This is a genomic window from Lysobacter panacisoli (genome assembly GCF_009765165.1).
Classification (GTDB): Bacteria; Pseudomonadota; Gammaproteobacteria; order Xanthomonadales; family Xanthomonadaceae; genus Lysobacter_J; species Lysobacter_J panacisoli.
The window spans coordinates 115,019-134,902 of the sequence record NZ_VLNU01000001.1; the positions used below are offsets into that span (position 1 = coordinate 115,019).

Here is a 19,884-nt window from a genome sequence, read left to right on the forward strand (position 1 = left end):
GGTGCGCACGTCGGTCACAGGGTCCACCGGTACAGCCAGGTTTCGGTCAGCGGACCGCGCTCATCGCCGAGCACCGCGCGCAGTTCGATGCTGCGTTCGTCGCCGGGCACGAGCTCGAAGCCCAGACGCCAGCCGCCCGCGCCGGGATTCGGATGCGCGGTGACGTTCGCGATGCGGCCCTTCGATGCACTCACGTCGGCACGCACCTTGGCGCCGTCACCCAGCCCTTCGAGTCGACCGCCGTCGAAGTCGATCACCACCAGCCTTGCGCGCCCGGTGTTCTCGCCGAAGGTCAGGCCGCCGATGCGCGTGCGCGCGACCGTGGCCAGCTCCGGCTTCCAGTTGTGCTGGTCGCACCAGTGCATGCGGTAGTCGAAGCGGTGTTCGCGTCCGGCCGCGAGCGGCTGCTTCGGACGCCAGAACGCGACGATGTTGTCGTGGAATTCGTCCGCCGTCGGCAGTTCGAACAGATGCACCGCACCTTCGCCCCACTCGCCCTGCGGTTCGATCCACAGACTCGGCCGCTTCTCGTAATGCGCCTCGCTGTCGGCGTAGTCGGCGAACGCGCGCTTGCGCTGCATCAGGCCGAAGCCGCGCGGGTTGACGTCCTCGAAGCCGCTTTCCTGGATCGACGAGGGATTCTGCAACGGACGCCAGATCTGTTCGCCGCGCCCGTTGATCATGCCCAGGCCGTCGGAGTCGTGGACCGCGGGACGGTAGTCGTCGATGCCGACGCGGTCGTTGGAATCGAACTGGAACATGCTGGTCAGCGGCGCGATGCCGGCCTGGTCCAGCGCCACGCGCGGGTACAGTCGCGCCGACACGTCGAACACCGTCTCCACGCCCGGGGTGATGGTGAAACGGTACGCACCTGCCACGCTGGGGCTGTCCATCAGCGCATGCACGGTGATGCGCCCGGCGCCGCGCGCCGGTCGTTCCAGCCAGAACGCGCGGAACACCGGGAATTCCTCAGCCGGACCGCCGGTCTTCAACGCCAGTCCGCGTGCGGACAGTCCATAGGCCTGGCCTTTCGCGACGGCGCGGAAGTAGCTCGCGCCGAGGAACGCGGCGACTTCGTCGAAGTACTCGGGCCGGTTGATCGGCGAATGCAGGCGGAAGCCCGCGTAGCCCAGATCGTTCTCCTTCGGCGCAGGCGTGCCGTCGAAGGTGAACTGCGAAGGCCGGTACACCACCGGCGTGGCCTTGCCGTCGGCGACCTGGTGCATGTCCACGCGATCGCGGAAGAAGAAGCCGCGATGGAAGAACTGCGCCTGGAACGGCAGGCCGTCGTTGCGCCACAGCGCCTGCGCCGGGTTGAAGCGGATGCTGCGGTACTGGTCGTAGCCGATCTTCTCCAGCGACGCGGGCAGCTGCTTGCTCTGCGGCACGAACGGCTTGGCCGCCAGCGCCTTGGCCAGGTTGGCCACCGTCTCGCCATCGAAGGGAACCGTGGCCCCGGCCGGCGCAAAGGCGTGGGCTTCGCCTCCCGCCAACAGCGACCACAACGGCCACGACAGTCCTGCCATCAACACTTCGCGTCGGTGCACGCGTACTCCTTCGGCCATGACGGTAAACGGTTCATTCTAGGGATTGATTCGTTAACGGGCTCACCACGCAAACCCCTCGGACACGGGCCTTTCACGGCCGTCACACCGGGTAACCGTTTTCAGTCGCGGTTTTCCGAGAACCGCGTCATCCCCGCGTCATCCACCTGCCATCCTGGATTCACCGCTGCGCATCACGATTGCGCAAACCGGGAGCCGCGCATGCGCTACGCGATCGTCAGCGAAACCTATCCGCCCGAGGTCAACGGCGTCGCCCTCACCGTGCAGGGACTGGAACAGGGTCTGCGCAGCCGTGGGCACGAGGTGCAGGTGATCCGTCCGCGCCAGTCGGCCGAGGAAGCGCCGGCCGCGCACGAGGTGCTGGTGCGCGGCGCCCCGCTGCCGCGCTACCCCGGGCTGCGCCTGGGACTGCCCGCCAGCGGCCGACTGCAGACGTTCTGGCGCGAGAACACCCCCGATGCGATCTACGTCGCCACCGAAGGTCCGCTCGGCTGGTCCGCGTTGCGCGCGGCGCGCCGGCTCGGCATCCCGGCGGCGACGGGTTTCCATACCCGCTTCGACGAATACATGCGCGACTACGGTGCGGCGTTCCTCGCGCAGACCGCCCTGCGCTGGATGCGCCGCTTCCACAACAGTGCCGATGCCACCCTCGTGCCGACGCGCGAACTCGCGCAGTTCCTGCAGGAGCAGCGCTTCGCCAACGTGGTGCGGCTGCCGCGCGCGGTCGACACCGCCCTGTTCGATCCGCGTAATCGCGACGCACAGCTGCGCGCCCAGTGGGGCGTCGGCGAGAACGGCCTGGTCGTGATCTACGTCGGCCGAATCGCCGCGGAGAAGAACCTCGACCTGGCGGTGCGTGCCTTCCGCGCATTGCAGCAGTCGCGACCGGAAGCGCGCTTCGTCTGGGTCGGCGACGGACCGGCGCGCGCGCGCCTGCAGCAGGACAACCCGGATTTCGTGTTCTGCGGCGTGCAGCGCGGCGAAGCCCTCGCCCGCCATTTCGCCAGCGGCGACCTGTTCGTGTTCCCGAGCCTGAGCGAAACCTTCGGCAACGTGACCCTGGAAGCGCTGGCCAGCGGCGTGCCGACCGTCGCCTTCGACTACGGCGCCGCCCGCGAGCACCTGCGCGATGGCATCGATGGCGCGGCGATCCCGCCCGGCGATGAAGCCGCCTTCATCGCCGCGTGCGTACGGCTGGCCGGCGACGACCTCAGCCGCGGCGCGATGCGTATGGCCACGCGGCAGGCGGTCGCAGGCCTGCATCCGGAGCAGGTCGCATCGGATTTCGACTCGGTACTGCTGCAACTCAGCCACGCGCGTCGCACTCGCGACGGCACCACGGCTTCGTCCACCACGGAACGGGAGGCGTCATGAACCGACATGCCCTGCAAAAGCGTCTGATCGCCAACGATTCGGGCTGGTGCCTGCGGGTCAACCGCTGGGGCGAACGCGGCCGCTCGCGTTCGTACTTCGCGCTGGTGAGCCGCCTCGGCGACGGCGTGTTCTGGTACGTGCTGATGGGCGCGCTGATCGTCATCGACGGCTTGGACGGACTGGCCGCATCGGCGCACCTGGCCGCGACCGGCGTGATCGCACTGACGCTGTACAAACTGCTCAAGCGCTGGACGCGACGCCCGCGTCCGTTCGCGTCCGACCAGCGCATCCACGCGTGGGTGGCGCCACTGGACGAGTTCTCGTTTCCGTCCGGACACACGTTGCACGCGGTGGCCTTCAGCCTGGTCGCGATCGCGCACTACCCGGTGCTGGCATGGGTACTGGTGCCATTCACCGCGAGCGTGGCGGCGTCGCGCGTGGTGCTCGGCCTGCACTATCCGAGCGACGTGCTGGCCGCAACCGCGATCGGTACGACGCTGGCGGGCGTGTCGTTGTGGCTGGTGCCGGGCGTGTCGCTGTTCTGACGGTTACGCGGCCGCCCGCACCACTTTGGCCCGAGCCACGCTCGGGAAATACTGGCTCGCCCAGTCGCGGTCGTTGCTCACCTGTGCGTGCGCACGACTCGCCTCAAGCGCCGCGAAGTCCAGCGTCGCCACCGCCCAGCGCTGCTCGCCGCGCGTTTCGACGATCATCCCGTCGTGCGGCAGGCCCACGTCCATCGGCGCGATCAGCGCGGCCTCGCCGGTGTTGACGTCGAGCGCGGGGCTCCACGGCGCAATGCCCGCGGTCACGGCCTGCGCGACGAAACAACGGTTCTCCAGCGCGCGCGCAAGACAGCCCACGCGCACGCGGGTCGCGCCGGCCTCGGTGTCGGTGCAGCTGGGCACGATCAGCAATCGCGCGCCGGCTTCGCACTGCGCGCGCACCGGCAGCGGAAACTCGCTGTCGTAGCAGACCGACACTGCGCTGCGCACGCCGGCGGTCTCGAACACCTTCAGCTCATCGCCCGACTCGATCACGCCGGTGCCTTTCTCGAAGCCGGTCAGGCGCAGCTTGTCCTGCCAGACGTGGCTGCCGTCCGGTGCGAAGACGTAGCTCCGGTTGCGGTAACGGCCCACGCCGTTGTCGAGCAGGAACGTGCCCGCCACCACGTGCATGCTGCGCTCGCGCGCGAGCCGCGCGAACAACGCCAGCCACGCGCCGTGGTAGCGCTGCGTCGCGACGAGCGATGCCTGCAGCTCGCTGCGCGTGGCCTCGTCGAACGTCGCCGCCAGTTCCAGCGACAGGTATTCCGGCAGTACCGCCATCTGCGCGCCTCGTTCGCGCGCTTCGTCCAGCCACTGCGCCTGCTTGTTCGCGAAGGCCTCGAAGTCGGCCGGCGCGTCGATCGTGTACTTGGCGACGGCAACCTTGAGCGTGCCGTCGGCCAGGATTTCCTGCAAGTTGGTCATCGGGTGCGCTCCAGTGGTCGCAGCCAGAACGTGAGGGTGTGACCGGTCTCGCCGGCCTGTCCGACTTCGCGCCACGCAAGGTTTGCGCGGATGTCGGAGCGCGGGCGGTAGCCGCGCTTGTTCCAGAACGCCTCGTTGCCGCGATGGAAGGCGGGACGACGCGGATGCGACGGGTCGCGGTCGACCGCGCAGAACGCGGTCCACGCGTAGTCGCCATAACTGCGCGCGTGCGCTTCGCGTTCGTCGAAGAAGCGATGTCCGATGCCGCGACCGCGATACGCCGGCAGCAGCACCGACTCGCCGCAGTAGAAGACTTCCTGCGGCGCCACCGACACGCCGTCGAACGGCGCGAGGAATTCCTCCGATTCGTCCACCAGCGGCAGGCCGGTGGAGGCGCCGACCACACGGTCGCCGTCGAAGGCGAGCACGGCGACGCTGCGCGGCGACTGCAGATAGGTCTTCAGGTAGCTCGCCTCGTAGGCGGCGTCGCCGTCGTAGAGGTAGGGCCAGTCGCGGAACACGCTGATGCGCAGGCGAGCCAGGTCGTCCAGCCACGGTTCGATCGCGGCGCCGCCGTAGCAGCGGACGTCGAGCGGGCGGGCGGTTTCGGGAGAAGTGACGTCCATGACATACATGGTAGTGGCCCCTGGCAGGCGGATGGGTGGGAGGCGATCGCGTCCACGACGAACGCGGCCGCGGGCTTCCGCCCACGGCCGCGAGTCTCCTCATTCCAGACGCGGCGCCGGGCGCGCACCGGCCAGCTGGTACCAGTCGACACGGCGGGTGATCACCATGATCGTGGCCAGCACCAGGAACAGCAGGCCCGCGCCGAGCACCAGCGCGTTGTCCTCCGACACCAGCAGGCCGTACAGCGCCGCGTACAGCGTGGCCAGCATCGCCGCGAAGCCCAGTCCGCGCCCCACGCTGCGCAGTACCGCGCTCAGGTAGAAACCGAGCAGGCCGATGCACGCGGCGCTGGCGGCGAAGTAGCTGTAGAGGAAATCGAAGTGCTCGCTCAGGCTGACCAGCAGCAGGAAGAAGATCGCCAGCGACAGACCGACCAGGCCGTACTGGATCGGGTGGATCGGCAGCTGCTTGATCAACTCGAAGATGAAGAAGCCGACGAAGGTCAGCAACACGAACAGCACGCCGTACTTGGTGGCGCGGTCGGACTGGGTGTAGATGTCGACCGGATCGATCAGCGAGACGCCCACCGCGTCGAGGCCACGCATGCTGGCCGCGCCTTCGCCCAGCTCAGGCAGCGAACGTCCTTCAAGGAACTGGCGTTGCGCGGTGCTCGCCACCGACGCGATTTCCCAGTCCGCATGGAACCCTCGCGCATCTATGTCGTGGCGGGGCGAGGTGCCGCCGAAGCTCGGATGCGGCCAGCTCGATTCCAGCGCGAACCGGTTGCTCTTGCCCAGCGGCACCAGCGCGAGCGACTCCGTGCCGCCCAGGCGGATGTCGAGATCGGTATCCACGGTGAGCGCCTGTCCTGCGGCGGGCGCATCGAGGCGGACGTGCAGGCCCGGACCGTCGCGACTGCCCATGCCTTCTTCCAGTGCCATCTCGCGACCGTTCACGCGCAGGCGCGGCGCGGCCCGCAGACCGCGCACGTCGGCGATGGCGTAGCTCAGGTACGGACGACCGATCTGGCGCCCGGTGACGGCGGCGTCCTCGGGAATGCGCACGTCGAAGCGCGCCTTCGCCCGCCCCTGCCATTCGTACACGCGCACCTCGTACAGCCCGCGCCGGCGCGTGTCCGGCCGCATCGGACCGCGCACGTCCAGTGCGGCGGGGAAGAACGTCCAGTAGTCGGTCTTCGTGCGCTGGACCTTGCGGTGCGGATCGTACGGCGTGGGATCTTCGACTTCCTCCACCTGCGTGTATGGGACCACCAGCACCGGTCCGGCGAACGACTGCGCGCCGGCGTAGCTGCGCGCGATGTCGGCGACCGCCTGCGCCCGGTATTCCTGCCGTTCGTGGATGACGCCGCCGATCATCGACAGCGGGATGAGGATCGCGAGCGTCAGAACGAAGACGAACCCGACCTTCAGTGCAAGGCGCAGCATGGACAACTCCTGTCGTGGAATGGCGACAGGGTCGGCGACGAGGGTGCGCGCACGATGGCGCGACGGTGAAGCGACGGTGAAGTGCCCTAGCCCGGAAGCGCGATGCGCGCGACCGCGCCGCCGTCCTCGCGGTTGAACAGCGCGGCCTCGCCGCCGTGCAGCGCGGCCACTTCGGCCACGAAGCACAAGCCCAGCCCGCTGCTGCGGCTGCCGTTGCCCGGGCGCGGCAACGAATAGAACCGTTCGAACACGCGACCCACGGCGTAGTCGGGAATGCCCGGACCGCGGTCGCGCACTTCCACCGCCTGGCGCTCGCCGTCGCGGAACAGGCGCAGTTCGATGCCGCTGCCGCGCGGCGCGAAGTCGATGGCGTTCTCGATCAGGTTGACGATCGCCTGGCGCAGCAGGAACGGATCGCCATGCACCGGCGGCAACGCGCCGGCATGCTCGTGGTCGAGCGTCAGTCCTGCCTGCGCGAGCCGCGTCGCGCACTGCACGGCGGCATCTTCGACGAGCGTGTCGAGTTGCAGTACTTCCGGATGGTCGAGACGCTGGCGATGCTCGACCGCGGCCAGCGCCAGCATCTTGTCGATCATCTGCGCCAGGCGGTCGCTCTGACTGCGGATGCTGGCGATGAAGCGTGCGCGGTCGGCGTCATCGAGCGGCCCTTCCAGCAGTTCGGCACTGCCGCGGATCGCCGCGAGCGGGCTCTTCATTTCGTGCGTCAGCGTGTGCACGTAGTGTTCGACGTACTGCTTGCCTTCCAAGCGCGCGCGCATGGTTTCCAGCGCGCGACCGAGTTCGCCGAACTCGCCCGCCGTCGCCGGCAGCGTCGCGCGCTCGCCCGCGGTGACCGCGTTGGCGTAGCGGCGCAACATGCCGAGCTGGCGCGACAGCCACCACGCCGCGACCAGGCCGATCAGCAGCGAAACGCCCATCAACACCGCGCCCCAGCGTTCGACCACGCGCTGGCTGCGATCGATGAACGGCGCGATGGCGCGATTGGGCTTGGCTACGGTCAGCACGCCGATGATGCGTCCCTGTGCGTCGCGGATCGGCGCCGCCACGTGCATCACGGTGGAATCCGGATCGGCGTATTCGGCGCGGGTCGAACGCGCACCGTAGCGGCCGCGCAGCGTCAGGTAGACATCGTTCCAGCGCGAGTAGTCCTTGCCGACGTCGCGCCCGCCACTGTCGAACACCACGATCCCGCGCGCGTCGGTGACGTAGATGCGGTACTGCGAGGAACGCTTGCCGAAGCCCCAGATCTGCGCGCCGTAGTCGCGTTGCGCCATCGCGCGCACGCGGCGGGCGAAATCGCCGCTGTCGATGCGGCCGGCGAGGAAATCGTCGGTGGCCAGTTCGGCCAGCACGTTGGCGGTGTCAACCAGCGTGTCCTCCATCGCCTGGCGGACGCCGGGCTTCACCTGCGCGACGAACACCTGCGCCAACAGCAGCGCCGCGACCGCGACGATCACGAAGTAGCCGAGGAAGATGCGCAGACCGATCTTCATCAGGCGTCCACGTCCAGCGAGTAGCCCAGGCCGCGATGGGTGCGGATCGGATCGGCATCGGGCGCGACGTCGCGCAGCTTGGCGCGCAATGTCTTGATGTGCGTGTCGACGGTGCGGTCGCCGCTTTCCAGCGCATCGCCCCACACGCGGTCCATCAGTTGCGCGCGCGAGAGCACCGCACCGGGTCGTTGCAGCAGTGCGGCGAGCAGGCCGTACTCGTAGCGGGTCAGGTCCAGCGGACGGCCGCGGAAACGGATGCGCCTGCCGTCCGCGTCGTGCGCGAACGCGTCGGCGCTGGCGCCCGCGGGCGCCGGATGCACGCGGCGCAGCACCACGCGCACGCGCGCGACCAGTTCGCGGGGCGAGAACGGCTTGGTCACGTAGTCGTCGGCGCCGATCTCCAGACCGAGGATGCGATCGGCCTCGGCGTTCTGCGCGGTCAGGAAGATCACCGGCAGGTCGCCGTGGCGGCGCAGTTCGCGGCACAGCGCGAAGCCGCCGATGTCGGGCAGGCCCACGTCGAGGATCGCCAGGTCGAACGCCTGCGAGCGCGCCGCGGCCAGCGCCTCGCCGCCGGTCAGGCAGTGCGCGGCCTCGAACCCCTCCGCGCGCAGCGCGTGCACGACGATCTGCGCGATCGCGGGTTCGTCGTCGACCAGGAGGATGCGCATTCGGGGGCGTGCCGTGGTGGTGGGTCGGGGCAATTCTGCACGCAGCAGCGCGCCGAGGGGATGGGACGGCTATGCTTTCCGCCCGGATTCCGCGAATCCCGCCTCCACGCCCGGCTTCCATGAACTATCGCCACGCCTTCCATGCCGGCAACCACGCCGACGTGCTCAAGCACATCACCGTGCTCGCCCTGTGCGATGCGCTGGTCGCCAAGCCCGCGCCGGTATTCGCGCTGGACACGCACGGTGGCCGCGGCCTGTACGCGCTGGACAGCAACTCGGCGCAGCGCACCGGCGAAGCCGAGGGCGGAATCGGCCGCCTGATCGCCGAGGCGCCCAAGCATCCGGCGATCGCGCGCTACCTCGCGGCCGTGCGCGCCTGCCGGCACGATCACGGCAGCGCCGCCTACCCCGGTTCGCCGTGGCTGCTCGCGCATGCGCTGCGCGAGCAGGACCGCATCGCCGCCTGCGAACTGCAGCCCGAGGAAGCCGGCCAGCTGCGCGCGGTGTTCGAGCGCGATCCGCGCGTGGCCGTGCACACGCGCGACGGCTACGCCGCGATGAAGGCGCTGCTGCCGCCGCGCATCGGCGAGACGCGCTACAACCGCGGGCTGGTGCTGATCGACCCGCCGTACGAAGCGCAGCTGGAGGAGTTCGACACCGCGCTAGGCGCGCTGCGCGATGCGCTTGGCCGCTGGCCGCAGGGCACCTACGCGCTGTGGTATCCGATCAAGCTGCGCCGTTCGCTGCAGCCGTTCTACCGCCGCGCCGCGGCGCTGCCGGCTAAATCGTCGCTGGTGGTGGAACTGCAGGTGCGTCCGGACGACTCTCCGCTGCGCATGAACGGCAGCGGCCTGCTCGTGCTCAATCCGCCGTGGCAGCTGGACCAGACGCTCGCAGGCGTGGTGCCGCTGCTGGCGAAGGTACTGGGCGAGGAAGCGGGCGCGGCCGGGCGCGTGGAGTGGCTGGTGCGGGCGGCCTGAGGTCGCCCTCCCCCTCTCCCGATCGGCGTTGCCGACCGACCCTCTCCCGCAAGGGGAGAGGGTGGAACTTACGGGACATTTTCAGAGCGTGACGACTCCCACCTCTCCCATTGCGGGAGAGGTCGACGCGCGAAGCGCGTCGGGAGAGGGGTTCAGGCGACCAGCTTGCGATCCGGCTCGAAGAAGCTCCAGCGCACTTCCGGGAAACTCTGCTTCAGTGCGCGCTCGACCGTGTTGATCTGGTCGACCAGCCCGGGCACGCCGTGCTCCTCGCGCATCTGCGCCTGCACCGACACCAGCACCTCGTTGCCCAGCTGCAAGGTGATCAGGCTGATCACGCGGACGATCTCCGGGCGGCCTTCGAGGAACTCGCGCATCTGCTGCTGGCGCGCCGGATCGACGCTCTGGCCGATCAGCATCGCCTTGACCTCGATGGCCACGAACACCGCCACGACGATCAGCAGCGCGCCGATCACGATGGTGCCGATCGCGTCCCACAGCGGGTTGCCCGTCGCCACGGTCATGCCGACCGCGATCAGCGCGAACACCAGGCCCAGCAGCGCGGCCAGATCCTCGCCGAAGATCACCACCAGTTCAGCCTGGCGGCTCTCGCGGAACCACTGCCACAGGGAACGATCGCCACGGGCCTTGTTCACTTCCTGCAGGCAGGCGCGCATCGAAACGGCCTCGGCGATGATGCCGAACGTCAGCACACTGGCAGCCCACCACCAGTACTTCACCGGTTCGGGGTGCTGCAGTTTGTGGATGCCCTCGTACAGCGAGAACATGCCGCCGACGGTGAACAGCATCACCGCGACGAGGAACGACCAGAAATAGATCGCCTTGCCGTAGCCCAGCGGGTAATCCGGCGACGGCGGCTGCTTGGCCTGGCGCATGCCCAGCAGGAGCAGCAGCTGGTTGCCGCAGTCCGCGAGCGAATGCACCGTCTCGGCCAGCATCGCGCTGGAGCCGGTGAAGAAGGCAGCCACGCCCTTGGCGACCGCGATCGCGAAATTGGCGCCCAGCGCGAAGAAGATCGCGCGCGTCGAATCACCACCACCTGCCATGCCGTTCGTCCCTTGATCTTGATGAGGAGTGCTGAAGCCGCGCGAGTCTAGCACCGGCTCGCGACGCGCCCGCGCCCGCGCGGCGGCCCGCCCGCAGTCAGTCGGCCAGCTCGCGCTGGGTCTTCTTCGGCAGACGGGCGCGCACCAGTTCGTAACTGCGGCGCAGCAGCGCGCGCAGCTCCGCCACGGGCACCCGACCCGGATCTTCGAGGTACACCCAGTGCGCCCGGGCCAGGTACGGGGCCGGCTGGAAGCCGGGGCGCTCGGTCAGCTCTAGGAAGCGCTCGTCCTCGACCTTGAAGCTCATGCTCCCCTGCTTGGGCCCACGCACGCAGACCACGCAGAACATCTTGCCTGCGACCGTGAAGACCAGGTCGTCCTCCCACTTCATGCCGGACTCGCCCCCGGGCCATCCGCCCACCCATTCCTGCAGCCCAGCTCCGTCCATCGCGCGTTCCCGTCCCCGTGAAGATTGTGAATACGGCCTAGAAGCGAAGTGTGCCAATATCCGGACATGGCCGCGCGCGAACGACTCCCGCCTTGGCATGAACGGATGCGTCTCCCCAATGGACGCGAGGTGTTGATACGCCCGATCCGGCCCGAGGACGCCGAGCCCATCCGCGCCAGCTTCACGCTGCTGCAGCCGGAAGAAGTGCGCCAGCGCTTCCTGTATGCGCTGAAGGAACTCACGGTCGACATGGCCGACCGGATGACCCGGGTGAATCCGAAGACTGAATTCGCCCTGGTCGCGGCCGAACCGCTGCCGCCCGGCGAAGCGCTGATCGGCGCGGTCGCGCGCATCGCCGTCGATGAGGGTGGCCGCAACGCGGAATTCGCGATCCTGGTCAGCCATTACGTGGCCGGCATGGGACTGGGCCGCTACCTGATGACCCGTCTGGTGAAATGGGCGCGCGGCAAGAAGCTCGACCGCGTCTATGGCGATGTGTTCGAGCACAACCAGGCGATGCTCGCGCTGGCGCAGTCGCTGGGCTTCGAGCGCGAACTCCAGCAGGACGCACCCGGCCTTGTCCGCGTGTCGCTGGACCTGAAGGCCGGCAAACACTGACTGGCCGGCGGCGCCGTTGCGCCGCGTTGGACGATCTTGCCTGGGGGGCCTGCGACGGGCCGCGTCGCGCGTCCACGGAAGGACATCCTTCCGGACTCACACCATGAGCATCGACGAACAGCGACTCAACCAGTTCCTGGGCCAGGCGGTCGGCGACCTCGGCGCCGCGATCAGCGCGACCCTGATGCTGGTGGGCGACCATCTCGGCCTGTACCGCGCACTGGCGAAGAAGCCGATGGGCGCGGCGGAACTGGCCCGCCAGACCGGCACCCATGAGCGCTACATCCGCGAATGGCTCGGCAACCAGGCGGCCGGTGGCTACGTCCAGTACGACGCGGCGAGCGATACCTATTCGCTCAGCGAGGAACAGGCGCTGTGCCTGGCCGATCCCGGCGGTCCGGTCGATCTGCCCGGCGCGTATTCGATCGTCGAGGCGACCTTCCACGCACTCGAACACACCAAGGAAAACTTCCGCACCGGCAAGGGCATGGAATGGGGCGAACACCATCCCTGCCTGTTCCACGGCACCGAACGCTTCTTCCGCGCCGGCTACAACGCGCACCTGATCACCGAATGGCTGCCCGCGCTGGACGGCACGCTCGAGAAGCTGCGCGCCGGCGGCAAGGTCGCCGATGTCGGATGCGGCCACGGCGCGAGCACCACGCTGATGGCGCAGGCGTTCCCGAAATCCACGTTCATCGGTTACGACTACCACGCGCCGTCGATAGAAGTCGCGCGCGAACGCGCGAAACAGGCCGGCGTGGACAACGCATATTTCGAAACCGCCGATGCGACCGGCTACACCGGCCATCATTTCGACCTGATCTGCTTCTTCGATTGCCTGCACGACATGGGCGACCCGGTCGGCGCGGCGCGGCATGCGCTGAAGGCGCTCAATCCCGACGGCATCTGCATGCTGGTGGAGCCGTTCGCGGGCGATCGCGTGGAAGAGAACCTCAATCCCGTCGGCCGCGTGTATTACGGCGCGTCCTCGCAGATCTGCGTGCCGGTATCGCTGGCGCGCAACGGCCCGGCGCTGGGCGCGCAGGCCGGCGAGGCGCGGCTGCGCGCAGTGATGGAAGAAGCGGGCTTCACCCGCTTCCGCCGCGCCACGCAGACACCGTTCAACCTGGTGTTCGAGGCGCGGCCGTGAACGGCTAGCGAGGGGGCCAGCGCGACGCGGGCGCTATCCGGCCCGCGTCGCGCATCTTCGCGGTCAGACCACGGTCAGCGTGACGTCGATGTTGCCGCGCGTCGCGTTGGAATACGGGCACACGTGGTGCGCCTTCTCGACCAGCGCCTCGGCCTGCTCGCGGGCCAGGCCCGGCAGCGCGATCTTCAACTCGACCTGGATGCCGAAGCCGGCCGGGATCGGACCGATGCCGACACTGCCATCGATGCGCGCATCGGCCGGGAGCTGCACCTTCTCCTTGCCGGCGACGAACTTCAGCGCGCCGAGGAAGCAGGCCGAGTAGCCGGCCGCGAACAGCTGTTCCGGATTGGTGCCTTCGCCGCCCGCGCCGCCGAGTTCACGCGGCGTGGTGAGCTTGACGTCGAGCACGTTGTCGGACGAAACGGCACGGCCGTCGCGGCCACCGGTGGCGCTGGCGTGGGCGGTGTAGAGGACCTGGTCGAGGGACATGGGATGACTCCTTGGTGGGGGACTGCGGTGGATGGCCGGACGGCCTGTGATTAGTTCGCTATTTTATAGCGCGCTATGTATTTGACGTGAATCTGGTTCGGATCAACCTGCATCAGCCGTTCTTCATCAGCCCGCCGCGCAGCGATTCCAGCTGCTGCTTCAGCGTGACGATGTCTTCCAGCTCGCATTCGGACGCGCACAACAACTCGCTCGGAATCGCCTTCGCCTGCGCCTTCAGCGCGCGCCCTTCGGTCGTCAGTTCGATGACGACCTGGCGTTCGTCGTGGGTGCCGCGGGTTCGGGTGATCAGTCCCGCGGTTTCCATGCGCTTGAGCAACGGCGTCAGCGTCGCCGAATCGAGGAACAGGCGTTCGCCGATCTCCGACACCGTCACGCCGTCGCGCTCCCACAGCACCAACATCGCCAGGTACTGCGGATAGGTCAGCCCCAGCGGCGTGAGCAGCCGGCGGTAGACCTTGTTGAGCGCCAGCCCGGTCGAATACAGCGCGAAGCACAACTGCTCATCCAGCTGCAGCAGGTTCTTCGCCTTGGCGGGCTTGCGGGCGGGGGCGTTCTTCATGGGCCGCAATTTACATAGCGCGCTATCTAATTGCAAGCTATCTTTATCTCCGCCAGCGCAACGCTGCGATCCACCCCGCCGGACCGCCGCCTGCGACCGCGTGTTCATGGCGGTCACGTAAAATGCAGGCCTCTTTGCGCTGGCGGCGACGGCTGCCGGCGCTGTCCTCGTTTTGACCGGGCCCCCTGCGCAATGCCGAAGTCCGCAATCCAGACCCCTCCCCTGCCCAAGGCCGGACAGCGCGCATGGTGGCGCGCGCCCGCTTCGGCCTCGGCACTGGCGTACCACATCGCCGCCGCCGCGCAGGCCCATGACGCGCCGCTGCTGGTCGTCGCCCGCGACAACCACGGCGCGCACCAGCTCGAATCCGACCTGCACACGTTGCTGGGCCGGCGCGACGACTTGCCGGTGGTCGCCTTCCCCGACTGGGAAACGCTGCCCTACGACGTCTTCAGCCCGCATCCAGACATCGTCAGCCAGCGCCTGGCCGCGCTGCATCGACTGCCAAGCCTGGCGTGCGGCATCGTGATCGTGCCGGTGCAGACGCTGCTGCAGCGACTGGCCCCGCTCAAGCACGTGGTCGGCGGAAGTTTCGACGTGAAGGTCGGCCAGCGCCTGGACCTCGACGCCGAGAAGCGCCGACTCGAATCCGCCGGCTATCGCCACGTGCCGCAGGTGCTGGATCCGGGCGATTTCGCCGTGCGCGGCGGCCTGCTCGACGTGTATCCGATGGGCGCGGACCAGCCGTTCCGAGTCGAACTGCTCGACGACGAGATCGAGACGATCCGCGCGTTCGATCCGGAATCGCAGCGTTCGCTCGACCGCTTCGATGCGGTGCACCTGCTGCCGGGCCGCGAAGTGCCGCTGGACGACGCCGCGCTCAAGCGCGCGCTCGATGCGCTGCGCGAACGCTTCGATCTCGACACGCGTCGCAGCGCGCTCTACCAGGACCTCAAGGCCGGCCTTGCCGCGCCGGGCATCGAGTACTACCTGCCGCTGTTCTTCGATTCGACCTCGACACTGTTCGACTACCTGTCCAAGGGCGTGCTGCCGATCATCGCCGACGGCGCGATGGACGCGGCCGACCAGTTCTGGTCGCACACGGGCGAGCGCTACGAACAGCGTCGCCACGACGTCGAACGCCCGCTGCTGCCACCCGACGCGCTGTACCTTTCGCCGGACGCGCTGCGCGAGAAGCTCAACCAGGGCTCGCGCGTGGAAGTCTGCGGTGAAGGCCACGCGCAGCGCGAACGCGCCAGTGCGCTCGGCGACCAGCCCGCGCCCGCACTGCCGATCGCCGCGCGCGACCATGCACCGGCCGATGCGCTCAAATCGTTCCTGTCGAGCTATCCCGGTCGCGTGCTGATCGCCGCTGATTCGCCGGGCCGCCGCGAAGCGCTGCTGGAACTGCTGCAGGGCGCGTCGCTGGCGCCGCAGGTGCTGGCCGATTGGCCGTCGTTCGCGCTCGGCGGCGAACGCTTCGCCATCGCGGTCGCGCCGCTGGACGACGGTTTCGCCACCACCGAACCGGCGCTGGCGGTGCTCACCGAACGACAGCTCTTCCCCGAGCGCGCCAGCCAGCCGCGTCGCCGTCGTCGCGTCGGCCGCGAGCCGGAAGCGATCATCAAGGACCTGGGCGAACTCAGCGAAGGCGCGCCCATCGTCCACGAAGACCACGGCGTCGGTCGTTATCGCGGACTGGTGACGCTCGAAGCCGGCGGCATGCCGGCCGAGTACCTCGAGATCGAGTACGCCAAGGGCGATCGCCTGTACGTGCCGGTCGCGCAGTTGCACCTGATCAACCGCTACTCCGGCGCCAGCGAAGAGACCGCGCCGCTGCATTCGCTCGGTGGCGAGCAGTGGACGAAGGCCAAGCGCAGGGCCGCCGAGAAAGTGCGCGACGTCGCCGCCGAACTGCTCGAGATCCAGGCCAAGCGCCAGGCTCGCGCGGGGCTTGCGATCGACGTGGATCGCACGGCGTACGAACCGTTCGCGGCTGCATTCCCGTTCGAGGAAACGCCGGACCAGCATTCGGCGATCGAAGCGGTGATCCGCGATCTCGCTTCCAGCCAGCCGATGGACCGCGTGGTCTGCGGCGATGTCGGCTTCGGCAAGACCGAAGTCGCAGTGCGCGCGGCCTTCGTCAGCGCGATGAGCGGCAAGCAGGTGGCGGTACTCGTGCCGACCACGCTGCTGGCCGAACAGCACTACCGCAATTTCCGCGACCGTTTCGCCGACTGGCCGATCAAGGTCGAAGTGCTGTCGCGCTTCAAGACGAAGAAGGAAATCGAGACCGAACTGGCGAAGGTGTCCGAGGGCACGATCGACGTGATCGTCGGCACGCACCGTCTGCTGCAGCCGGACGTCCGCTTCAAGGACCTCGGCGCGGTGATCGTCGACGAGGAACAGCGTTTCGGCGTACGCCAGAAGGAAGCGCTGAAGGCGCTGCGCGCCAACGTGCACCTGCTCACCCTCACTGCCACGCCGATCCCGCGCACGCTCAACATGGCGATGGCGGGCCTGCGCGATCTGTCGATCATCGCCACGCCGCCGGCGCACCGCCTGGCGGTGCAGACCTTCGTCGTGCCGTGGGACGACATGCAGCTGCGCGAGGCGTTCCAGCGCGAACTCTCGCGCGGCGGCCAGGTGTACTTCCTGCACAACGACGTGGAGAGCATCGGCCGCATGCAGCGACAGCTGCAGGAACTCGTGCCCGAAGCGCGCATCGGCATCGCCCACGGACAGATGCCGGAACGCGAGCTGGAACGCGTGATGCTCGACTTCCACAAGCAGCGCTTCAACGTGCTGTTGTCGACGACGATCATCGAGTCGGGCATCGACATCCCCAACGCCAACACCATCGTCATCAACCGTGCGGATCGTTTCGGCCTCGCCCAGCTGCACCAGCTGCGCGGCCGTGTCGGTCGTTCGCACCATCGCGCCTATGCCTACCTCGTCGTGCCCGAGCGCAAGGCGATGACCGACGACGCGCGCAAACGCCTGGACGCGATCGCGGCGATGGACGAACTCGGTGCCGGCTTCACACTCGCCACGCACGACCTGGAGATCCGTGGTGCGGGCGAACTCCTCGGCGAGGAACAGAGCGGCCAGATGGCCGAGGTCGGCTTCAGCCTGTACACCGAGCTGCTCGAACGCGCGGTGCGTTCGATCCGCCAGGGCAAGCTGCCCGATGTCGACGGGCACGAAGCACGCGGCGCGGAAGTCGAACTGCGCGTGCCGGCGTTGATCCCCGACGACTACCTGCCGGACGTACACACACGCCTGACCTTGTACAAGCGCATCAGCAGCGCGCGCGATGCGGACGAACTGCGCGAACTGCAGGTGGAGATGATCGACCGCTTCGGTCTGTTGCCGGATGCGGCCAAGCACCTGTTCGCGGTTGCCGAACTGAAGCTGCGCGCGACGCACCTCGGCGTGCGCAAGCTCGACCTCGGCGACAAGGGCGGACGCCTGCATTTCGTCGAGAAGCCCAACGTCGATCCGATGGCGGTGATCCGCCTGATCCAAGGGCAGCCCAAGCTCTATCGCATGGAAGGCCCGGACAAGCTGCGCATGACGCTCGACCTGCCCGATGCGTCTTCGCGCGTGCTCGCCGCGCGCGGGTTGCTCACCGCGCTTCAACCGGCGGCCTGAGGTCGGCTATCGTGGCGCACCACTCTTGCTGGATGCCTGCATGAAGACCGCGCTGACCGCCCTGCTCCCGCTCCTGCTGCTCGGCGGTTGCGCATCCACGCCGCGTGCCGACGCGGACACCTCCGCACAGGCCACGACCTTCGTGCTGGTGCGACATGCGGAGAAGGTCGGCGACGGTTCCGACGATCCGGCGCTCACCGTCGCGGGCGAAGCGCGCGCGCAGTCGCTGTCGCGCGAGTTCGCCGACCTGCCGCTGTCGGCGGTGTATTCCACCGCGTACCGGCGCACGCAGCAGACCGCTGCGCCAACGGCACGGTCTCACGGACTGACGACGATCACCTACGATGCGAAGCAGCCCGCCGCCGATTTCGCGACCGCGTTGCGGCGCGAGCGCACCGGCCAGACCGTGCTAATCGTCGGCCACAGCAACACGGTGCCCGGCATCGCCTCGGCGCTGTGCGGTTGCGAGGCGACACCGATGACGGAAGCGGAGTACGACCGCCTCACCACCGTCCGCATCGATGCGCAGGGCCACGCCACGCTGCGCGAGACGAAGCAGCAGCCCTGACGCGCTACAGCTGCGATTCCACCGGCAACCAGCCGACCACCTTCGCCATCGCGCGACGGCTCCAGCTCGCGGCGGGGTCATGGCTCCACATCGTCGGTGGATTCGTCGTGCCGTCCTCCCAGCGCAGTTCGCCGTCGTCCAGCCACAGTCGATAACTGTTGTTGCGTTCGATCTTCCACTCGTAGATGCGCTGCAGGTCGGCGGTGAGCTGGCGATCGTTGAACAGGATGCCCATCTCGGTGTTGAGGTTGATCGAGCGTGGATCGAGGTTGAACGATCCGACGAAGCCCACTTCGCCATCGACCATGAACGCCTTCGTGTGCAGGCTGGCGTCGCTGGATGAAGAACCGAGCAAGCCCAGGCCGCCCCCGCGCGGACCGCGCGCCTTGAGTTCGAACAGGTCCACGCCGCCTTTCAGCAGCGGCACACGGTATGGCGCATAGCCGCCGTGCACCGCGGCGACGTCGGTCGCGGACAGCGAATTGGTCAGCACGCTGACGCGAACGTTGCGCTGGCGCAGGCGCAGCATCGCGGCCACGCCGTCGTCGCCGGGCACGAAGTACGGCGAGATGATGTACAGCTCGCGCCGCGCGGACGCGGTCGGCGGGATCAGCGCATCGATCAGCCAGTCGCGACGCGGCGCACCATCGGTCTTTTCGGGCGGATCGGAATACACGTGGGCATCGCGCGTCCAGCGCAGCTTGCGCTCGCCGCGCCACAGCTCCTGCACGCTCGGCGATTTCGCCAGCCGTTCGGCGTAGGGCGCCGCGTCCTTCGATCGATACTCCAGCGCGCCGACGCGACGCAGTCGATGCAGGGACAGTTCGTCGCTATCCACCAGCGCTTCGAGCGGGATCGCGTTGCCGTGGTTCCAGTAGGCGTCGAAGATCTTCGCGGTCTCCGCGACCGGCGGGCCGACCACGGCGAGGTCGGCATCGAGGAAGTTGGACGCCTCCGCCGCACCGAAATACTCGTCGCCGATGTTGCGCCCTCCGACCACCGCCACGCGTCCGTCCGCGATCCACGCCTTGTTGTGCATGCGCCGGTTGAGGCTTAGGCCGCGCAACAGCATCTCGGTGCCGCGCACGATGAAGTTCTGGCGTCCGCGCGCGGGATTGAACAGACGCACTTCGACGTTGGGATGGCGATCCAGCGCCGCCAGCACCGAGTCCTTCGCGCCCGCGTTGAGATCGTCCAGCAACAGGCGCACGCGCACGCCGCGATCGGCGGCGCGCAGCAGTTCGTGCACGATCAGGTTGCCGGTGAGGTCCGGCTTCCATATGTAGTACTGGACGTCGAGACTGCGTCCCGCCGCGCGCGCGGTGACGGCGCGCACGGCGAAGGCATCGAGGTTGTCGGCCACCAGCGACAGTCCCGCCTGGCCGGGACGCGCCTGTTCCAGCGGTGCGACGGCGCGATCGAGCGCGGTCTCGACACGGTCCGCCGGCAACGCCTGCGACGGCGCGCCGCGCGCACGCTGTGCGAATCGTCCGTAGCTGTAGACCGACAGCAGCGAGGCCAGCACCAATGCCAGCACGACGATCGCAATCCATCGCAGCTTTCGGGTCATGGCGATCCGGTGCGGGACATTGCGTCGATTCTATCCGCCCCACCTGCAACGACCGTTCACGCGACGGCTTTGGGTAGACTGGCCTTCCC

General features: G+C 68.4%; 18 protein-coding genes. 7 read left to right on the top strand and 11 right to left on the bottom strand.

The window, feature by feature from the left end; genetic code table 11:
* Positions 1 to 14 precede the first annotated feature (14 nt).
* Positions 15 to 1,547 carry an OpgD/OpgG family glucan biosynthesis protein gene (locus tag FOF45_RS00595; protein ID WP_199244412.1) on the bottom strand — a complete coding sequence of 511 codons (1,533 nt, stop codon included), beginning with the start codon at positions 1,545 to 1,547 and terminating at the stop codon, positions 15 to 17.
* Between the two features lie 219 nt (positions 1,548 to 1,766).
* Here FOF45_RS00595 and FOF45_RS00600 point away from each other — a divergent pair, with 219 nt between their 5' ends.
* Together FOF45_RS00600 and FOF45_RS00605 are read left to right on the top strand one after the other, a co-directional pair.
* Positions 1,767 to 2,939, top strand: coding sequence for a glycosyltransferase family 4 protein (locus tag FOF45_RS00600; RefSeq protein WP_158982098.1), 1,173 nt, complete (start codon positions 1,767 to 1,769; stop codon positions 2,937 to 2,939).
* A complete protein-coding gene (locus FOF45_RS00605; RefSeq protein WP_158982099.1) occupies positions 2,936 to 3,484 on the top strand; it encodes a phosphatase PAP2 family protein in 549 nt (182 codons plus the stop codon). Before FOF45_RS00600 ends, FOF45_RS00605 begins: the two co-directional genes overlap by 4 nt.
* A gap of 3 nt (positions 3,485 to 3,487) precedes the next feature.
* Here the strand turns inward: FOF45_RS00605 and FOF45_RS00610 are convergent, their stop codons facing one another.
* The 5 genes from FOF45_RS00610 to creB all read right to left on the bottom strand — a co-directional run bounded on the left by FOF45_RS00610 (position 3,488) and on the right by creB (position 8,668).
* Positions 3,488 to 4,411: a carbon-nitrogen hydrolase family protein gene (locus FOF45_RS00610; RefSeq protein ID WP_158982100.1), complete on the bottom strand. Its 924-nt coding sequence runs from the start codon at positions 4,409 to 4,411 to the stop codon at positions 3,488 to 3,490.
* Positions 4,408 to 5,037, bottom strand: a complete 630-nt coding sequence (locus FOF45_RS00615) for a GNAT family N-acetyltransferase (protein ID WP_233264014.1) — start codon at positions 5,035 to 5,037, stop codon at positions 4,408 to 4,410. The genes FOF45_RS00610 and FOF45_RS00615 overlap by 4 nt, the downstream gene beginning before the upstream one ends.
* A gap of 99 nt (positions 5,038 to 5,136) precedes the next feature.
* Complete coding sequence (creD, locus tag FOF45_RS00620; RefSeq protein ID WP_325063835.1) at positions 5,137 to 6,483, bottom strand: cell envelope integrity protein CreD; 1,347 nt, start codon at positions 6,481 to 6,483, stop codon at positions 5,137 to 5,139.
* Between the two features lie 86 nt (positions 6,484 to 6,569).
* Complete coding sequence (gene creC, locus FOF45_RS00625) at positions 6,570 to 7,997, bottom strand: two-component system sensor histidine kinase CreC (protein WP_158982103.1); 1,428 nt, start codon at positions 7,995 to 7,997, stop codon at positions 6,570 to 6,572.
* Positions 7,997 to 8,668, bottom strand: coding sequence for a two-component system response regulator CreB (creB, locus tag FOF45_RS00630; protein ID WP_158982104.1), 672 nt, complete (start codon positions 8,666 to 8,668; stop codon positions 7,997 to 7,999). The genes creC and creB overlap by 1 nt, the downstream gene beginning before the upstream one ends.
* A 119-nt stretch (positions 8,669 to 8,787) precedes the next feature.
* On the opposite strand from creB, the gene FOF45_RS00635 reads away from it, so the two are divergent.
* Positions 8,788 to 9,648, top strand: coding sequence for a 23S rRNA (adenine(2030)-N(6))-methyltransferase RlmJ (locus FOF45_RS00635; protein WP_158982105.1), 861 nt, complete (start codon positions 8,788 to 8,790; stop codon positions 9,646 to 9,648).
* A gap of 152 nt (positions 9,649 to 9,800) precedes the next feature.
* Here the strand turns inward: FOF45_RS00635 and FOF45_RS00640 are convergent, their stop codons facing one another.
* Together FOF45_RS00640 and FOF45_RS00645 are read right to left on the bottom strand one after the other, a co-directional pair.
* Entirely contained in the window at positions 9,801 to 10,715 is a 915-nt protein-coding gene (locus FOF45_RS00640; protein ID WP_158982106.1) for a cation diffusion facilitator family transporter, read from the bottom strand.
* Between the two features lie 97 nt (positions 10,716 to 10,812).
* Positions 10,813 to 11,163, bottom strand: a complete 351-nt coding sequence (locus tag FOF45_RS00645) for an MmcQ/YjbR family DNA-binding protein (RefSeq protein WP_158982107.1) — start codon at positions 11,161 to 11,163, stop codon at positions 10,813 to 10,815.
* A 66-nt stretch (positions 11,164 to 11,229) separates the two neighbouring features.
* Between FOF45_RS00645 and FOF45_RS00650 the strand changes: the two genes are divergently transcribed.
* Together FOF45_RS00650 and FOF45_RS00655 are read left to right on the top strand one after the other, a co-directional pair.
* Positions 11,230 to 11,781, top strand: coding sequence for a GNAT family N-acetyltransferase (locus FOF45_RS00650; RefSeq protein ID WP_158982108.1), 552 nt, complete (start codon positions 11,230 to 11,232; stop codon positions 11,779 to 11,781).
* Between the two features lie 103 nt (positions 11,782 to 11,884).
* Positions 11,885 to 12,934: a class I SAM-dependent methyltransferase gene (locus FOF45_RS00655; RefSeq protein WP_158982109.1), complete on the top strand. Its 1,050-nt coding sequence runs from the start codon at positions 11,885 to 11,887 to the stop codon at positions 12,932 to 12,934.
* A gap of 63 nt (positions 12,935 to 12,997) precedes the next feature.
* Here FOF45_RS00655 and FOF45_RS00660 read toward each other — a convergent pair whose 3' ends face one another.
* Both FOF45_RS00660 and FOF45_RS00665 read right to left on the bottom strand, forming a co-directional pair.
* Positions 12,998 to 13,423 carry an organic hydroperoxide resistance protein gene (locus FOF45_RS00660; RefSeq protein WP_158982110.1) on the bottom strand — a complete coding sequence of 142 codons (426 nt, stop codon included), beginning with the start codon at positions 13,421 to 13,423 and terminating at the stop codon, positions 12,998 to 13,000.
* 112 nt (positions 13,424 to 13,535) lie between these two features.
* Positions 13,536 to 14,003 (bottom strand): MarR family winged helix-turn-helix transcriptional regulator, encoded by a 468-nt coding sequence (locus FOF45_RS00665; RefSeq protein WP_158982111.1) that lies wholly within the window; start codon positions 14,001 to 14,003, stop codon positions 13,536 to 13,538.
* A gap of 192 nt (positions 14,004 to 14,195) precedes the next feature.
* Between FOF45_RS00665 and mfd the strand changes: the two genes are divergently transcribed.
* Entirely contained in the window at positions 14,196 to 17,657 is a 3,462-nt protein-coding gene (gene mfd, locus FOF45_RS00670; RefSeq protein WP_158982112.1) for a transcription-repair coupling factor, read from the top strand.
* A gap of 40 nt (positions 17,658 to 17,697) precedes the next feature.
* On the top strand, positions 17,698 to 18,225 hold the full coding sequence (locus FOF45_RS00675; protein ID WP_158982113.1) for a SixA phosphatase family protein: 528 nt from the start codon (positions 17,698 to 17,700) through the stop codon (positions 18,223 to 18,225).
* Positions 18,226 to 18,229: 4 nt separating this feature from the next.
* Here FOF45_RS00675 and FOF45_RS00680 read toward each other — a convergent pair whose 3' ends face one another.
* Positions 18,230 to 19,795, bottom strand: a complete 1,566-nt coding sequence (locus FOF45_RS00680) for a phospholipase D family protein (RefSeq protein WP_158982114.1) — start codon at positions 19,793 to 19,795, stop codon at positions 18,230 to 18,232.
* Positions 19,796 to 19,884 lie beyond the last annotated feature (89 nt).

Excerpts from the sequence above, each read along its gene's own strand:
- FOF45_RS00640 (WP_158982106.1), bottom strand. The coding sequence starts at position 10,715 with ATGGCAGGTGGTGGTGATTCGACGCGCGCGATCTTCTTCGCGCTGGGC.
- FOF45_RS00680 (WP_158982114.1), bottom strand. The coding sequence starts at position 19,795 with ATGACCCGAAAGCTGCGATGGATTGCGATCGTCGTGCTGGCATTGGTG.
- FOF45_RS00660 (WP_158982110.1), bottom strand. The coding sequence starts at position 13,423 with ATGTCCCTCGACCAGGTCCTCTACACCGCCCACGCCAGCGCCACCGGT.
- FOF45_RS00645 (WP_158982107.1), bottom strand. The coding sequence starts at position 11,163 with ATGGACGGAGCTGGGCTGCAGGAATGGGTGGGCGGATGGCCCGGGGGC.
- mfd (WP_158982112.1), top strand. The coding sequence starts at position 14,196 with ATGCCGAAGTCCGCAATCCAGACCCCTCCCCTGCCCAAGGCCGGACAG.
- FOF45_RS00635 (WP_158982105.1), top strand. The coding sequence starts at position 8,788 with ATGAACTATCGCCACGCCTTCCATGCCGGCAACCACGCCGACGTGCTC.
- FOF45_RS00665 (WP_158982111.1), bottom strand. The coding sequence starts at position 14,003 with ATGAAGAACGCCCCCGCCCGCAAGCCCGCCAAGGCGAAGAACCTGCTG.
- FOF45_RS00675 (WP_158982113.1), top strand. The coding sequence starts at position 17,698 with ATGAAGACCGCGCTGACCGCCCTGCTCCCGCTCCTGCTGCTCGGCGGT.
- FOF45_RS00600 (WP_158982098.1), top strand. The coding sequence starts at position 1,767 with ATGCGCTACGCGATCGTCAGCGAAACCTATCCGCCCGAGGTCAACGGC.
- FOF45_RS00610 (WP_158982100.1), bottom strand. The coding sequence starts at position 4,411 with ATGACCAACTTGCAGGAAATCCTGGCCGACGGCACGCTCAAGGTTGCC.
- FOF45_RS00615 (WP_233264014.1), bottom strand. The coding sequence starts at position 5,037 with ATGGACGTCACTTCTCCCGAAACCGCCCGCCCGCTCGACGTCCGCTGC.
- creD (WP_325063835.1), bottom strand. The coding sequence starts at position 6,483 with ATGCTGCGCCTTGCACTGAAGGTCGGGTTCGTCTTCGTTCTGACGCTC.
- FOF45_RS00605 (WP_158982099.1), top strand. The coding sequence starts at position 2,936 with ATGAACCGACATGCCCTGCAAAAGCGTCTGATCGCCAACGATTCGGGC.
- FOF45_RS00655 (WP_158982109.1), top strand. The coding sequence starts at position 11,885 with ATGAGCATCGACGAACAGCGACTCAACCAGTTCCTGGGCCAGGCGGTC.
- creB (WP_158982104.1), bottom strand. The coding sequence starts at position 8,668 with ATGCGCATCCTCCTGGTCGACGACGAACCCGCGATCGCGCAGATCGTC.
- creC (WP_158982103.1), bottom strand. The coding sequence starts at position 7,997 with ATGAAGATCGGTCTGCGCATCTTCCTCGGCTACTTCGTGATCGTCGCG.
- FOF45_RS00650 (WP_158982108.1), top strand. The coding sequence starts at position 11,230 with ATGGCCGCGCGCGAACGACTCCCGCCTTGGCATGAACGGATGCGTCTC.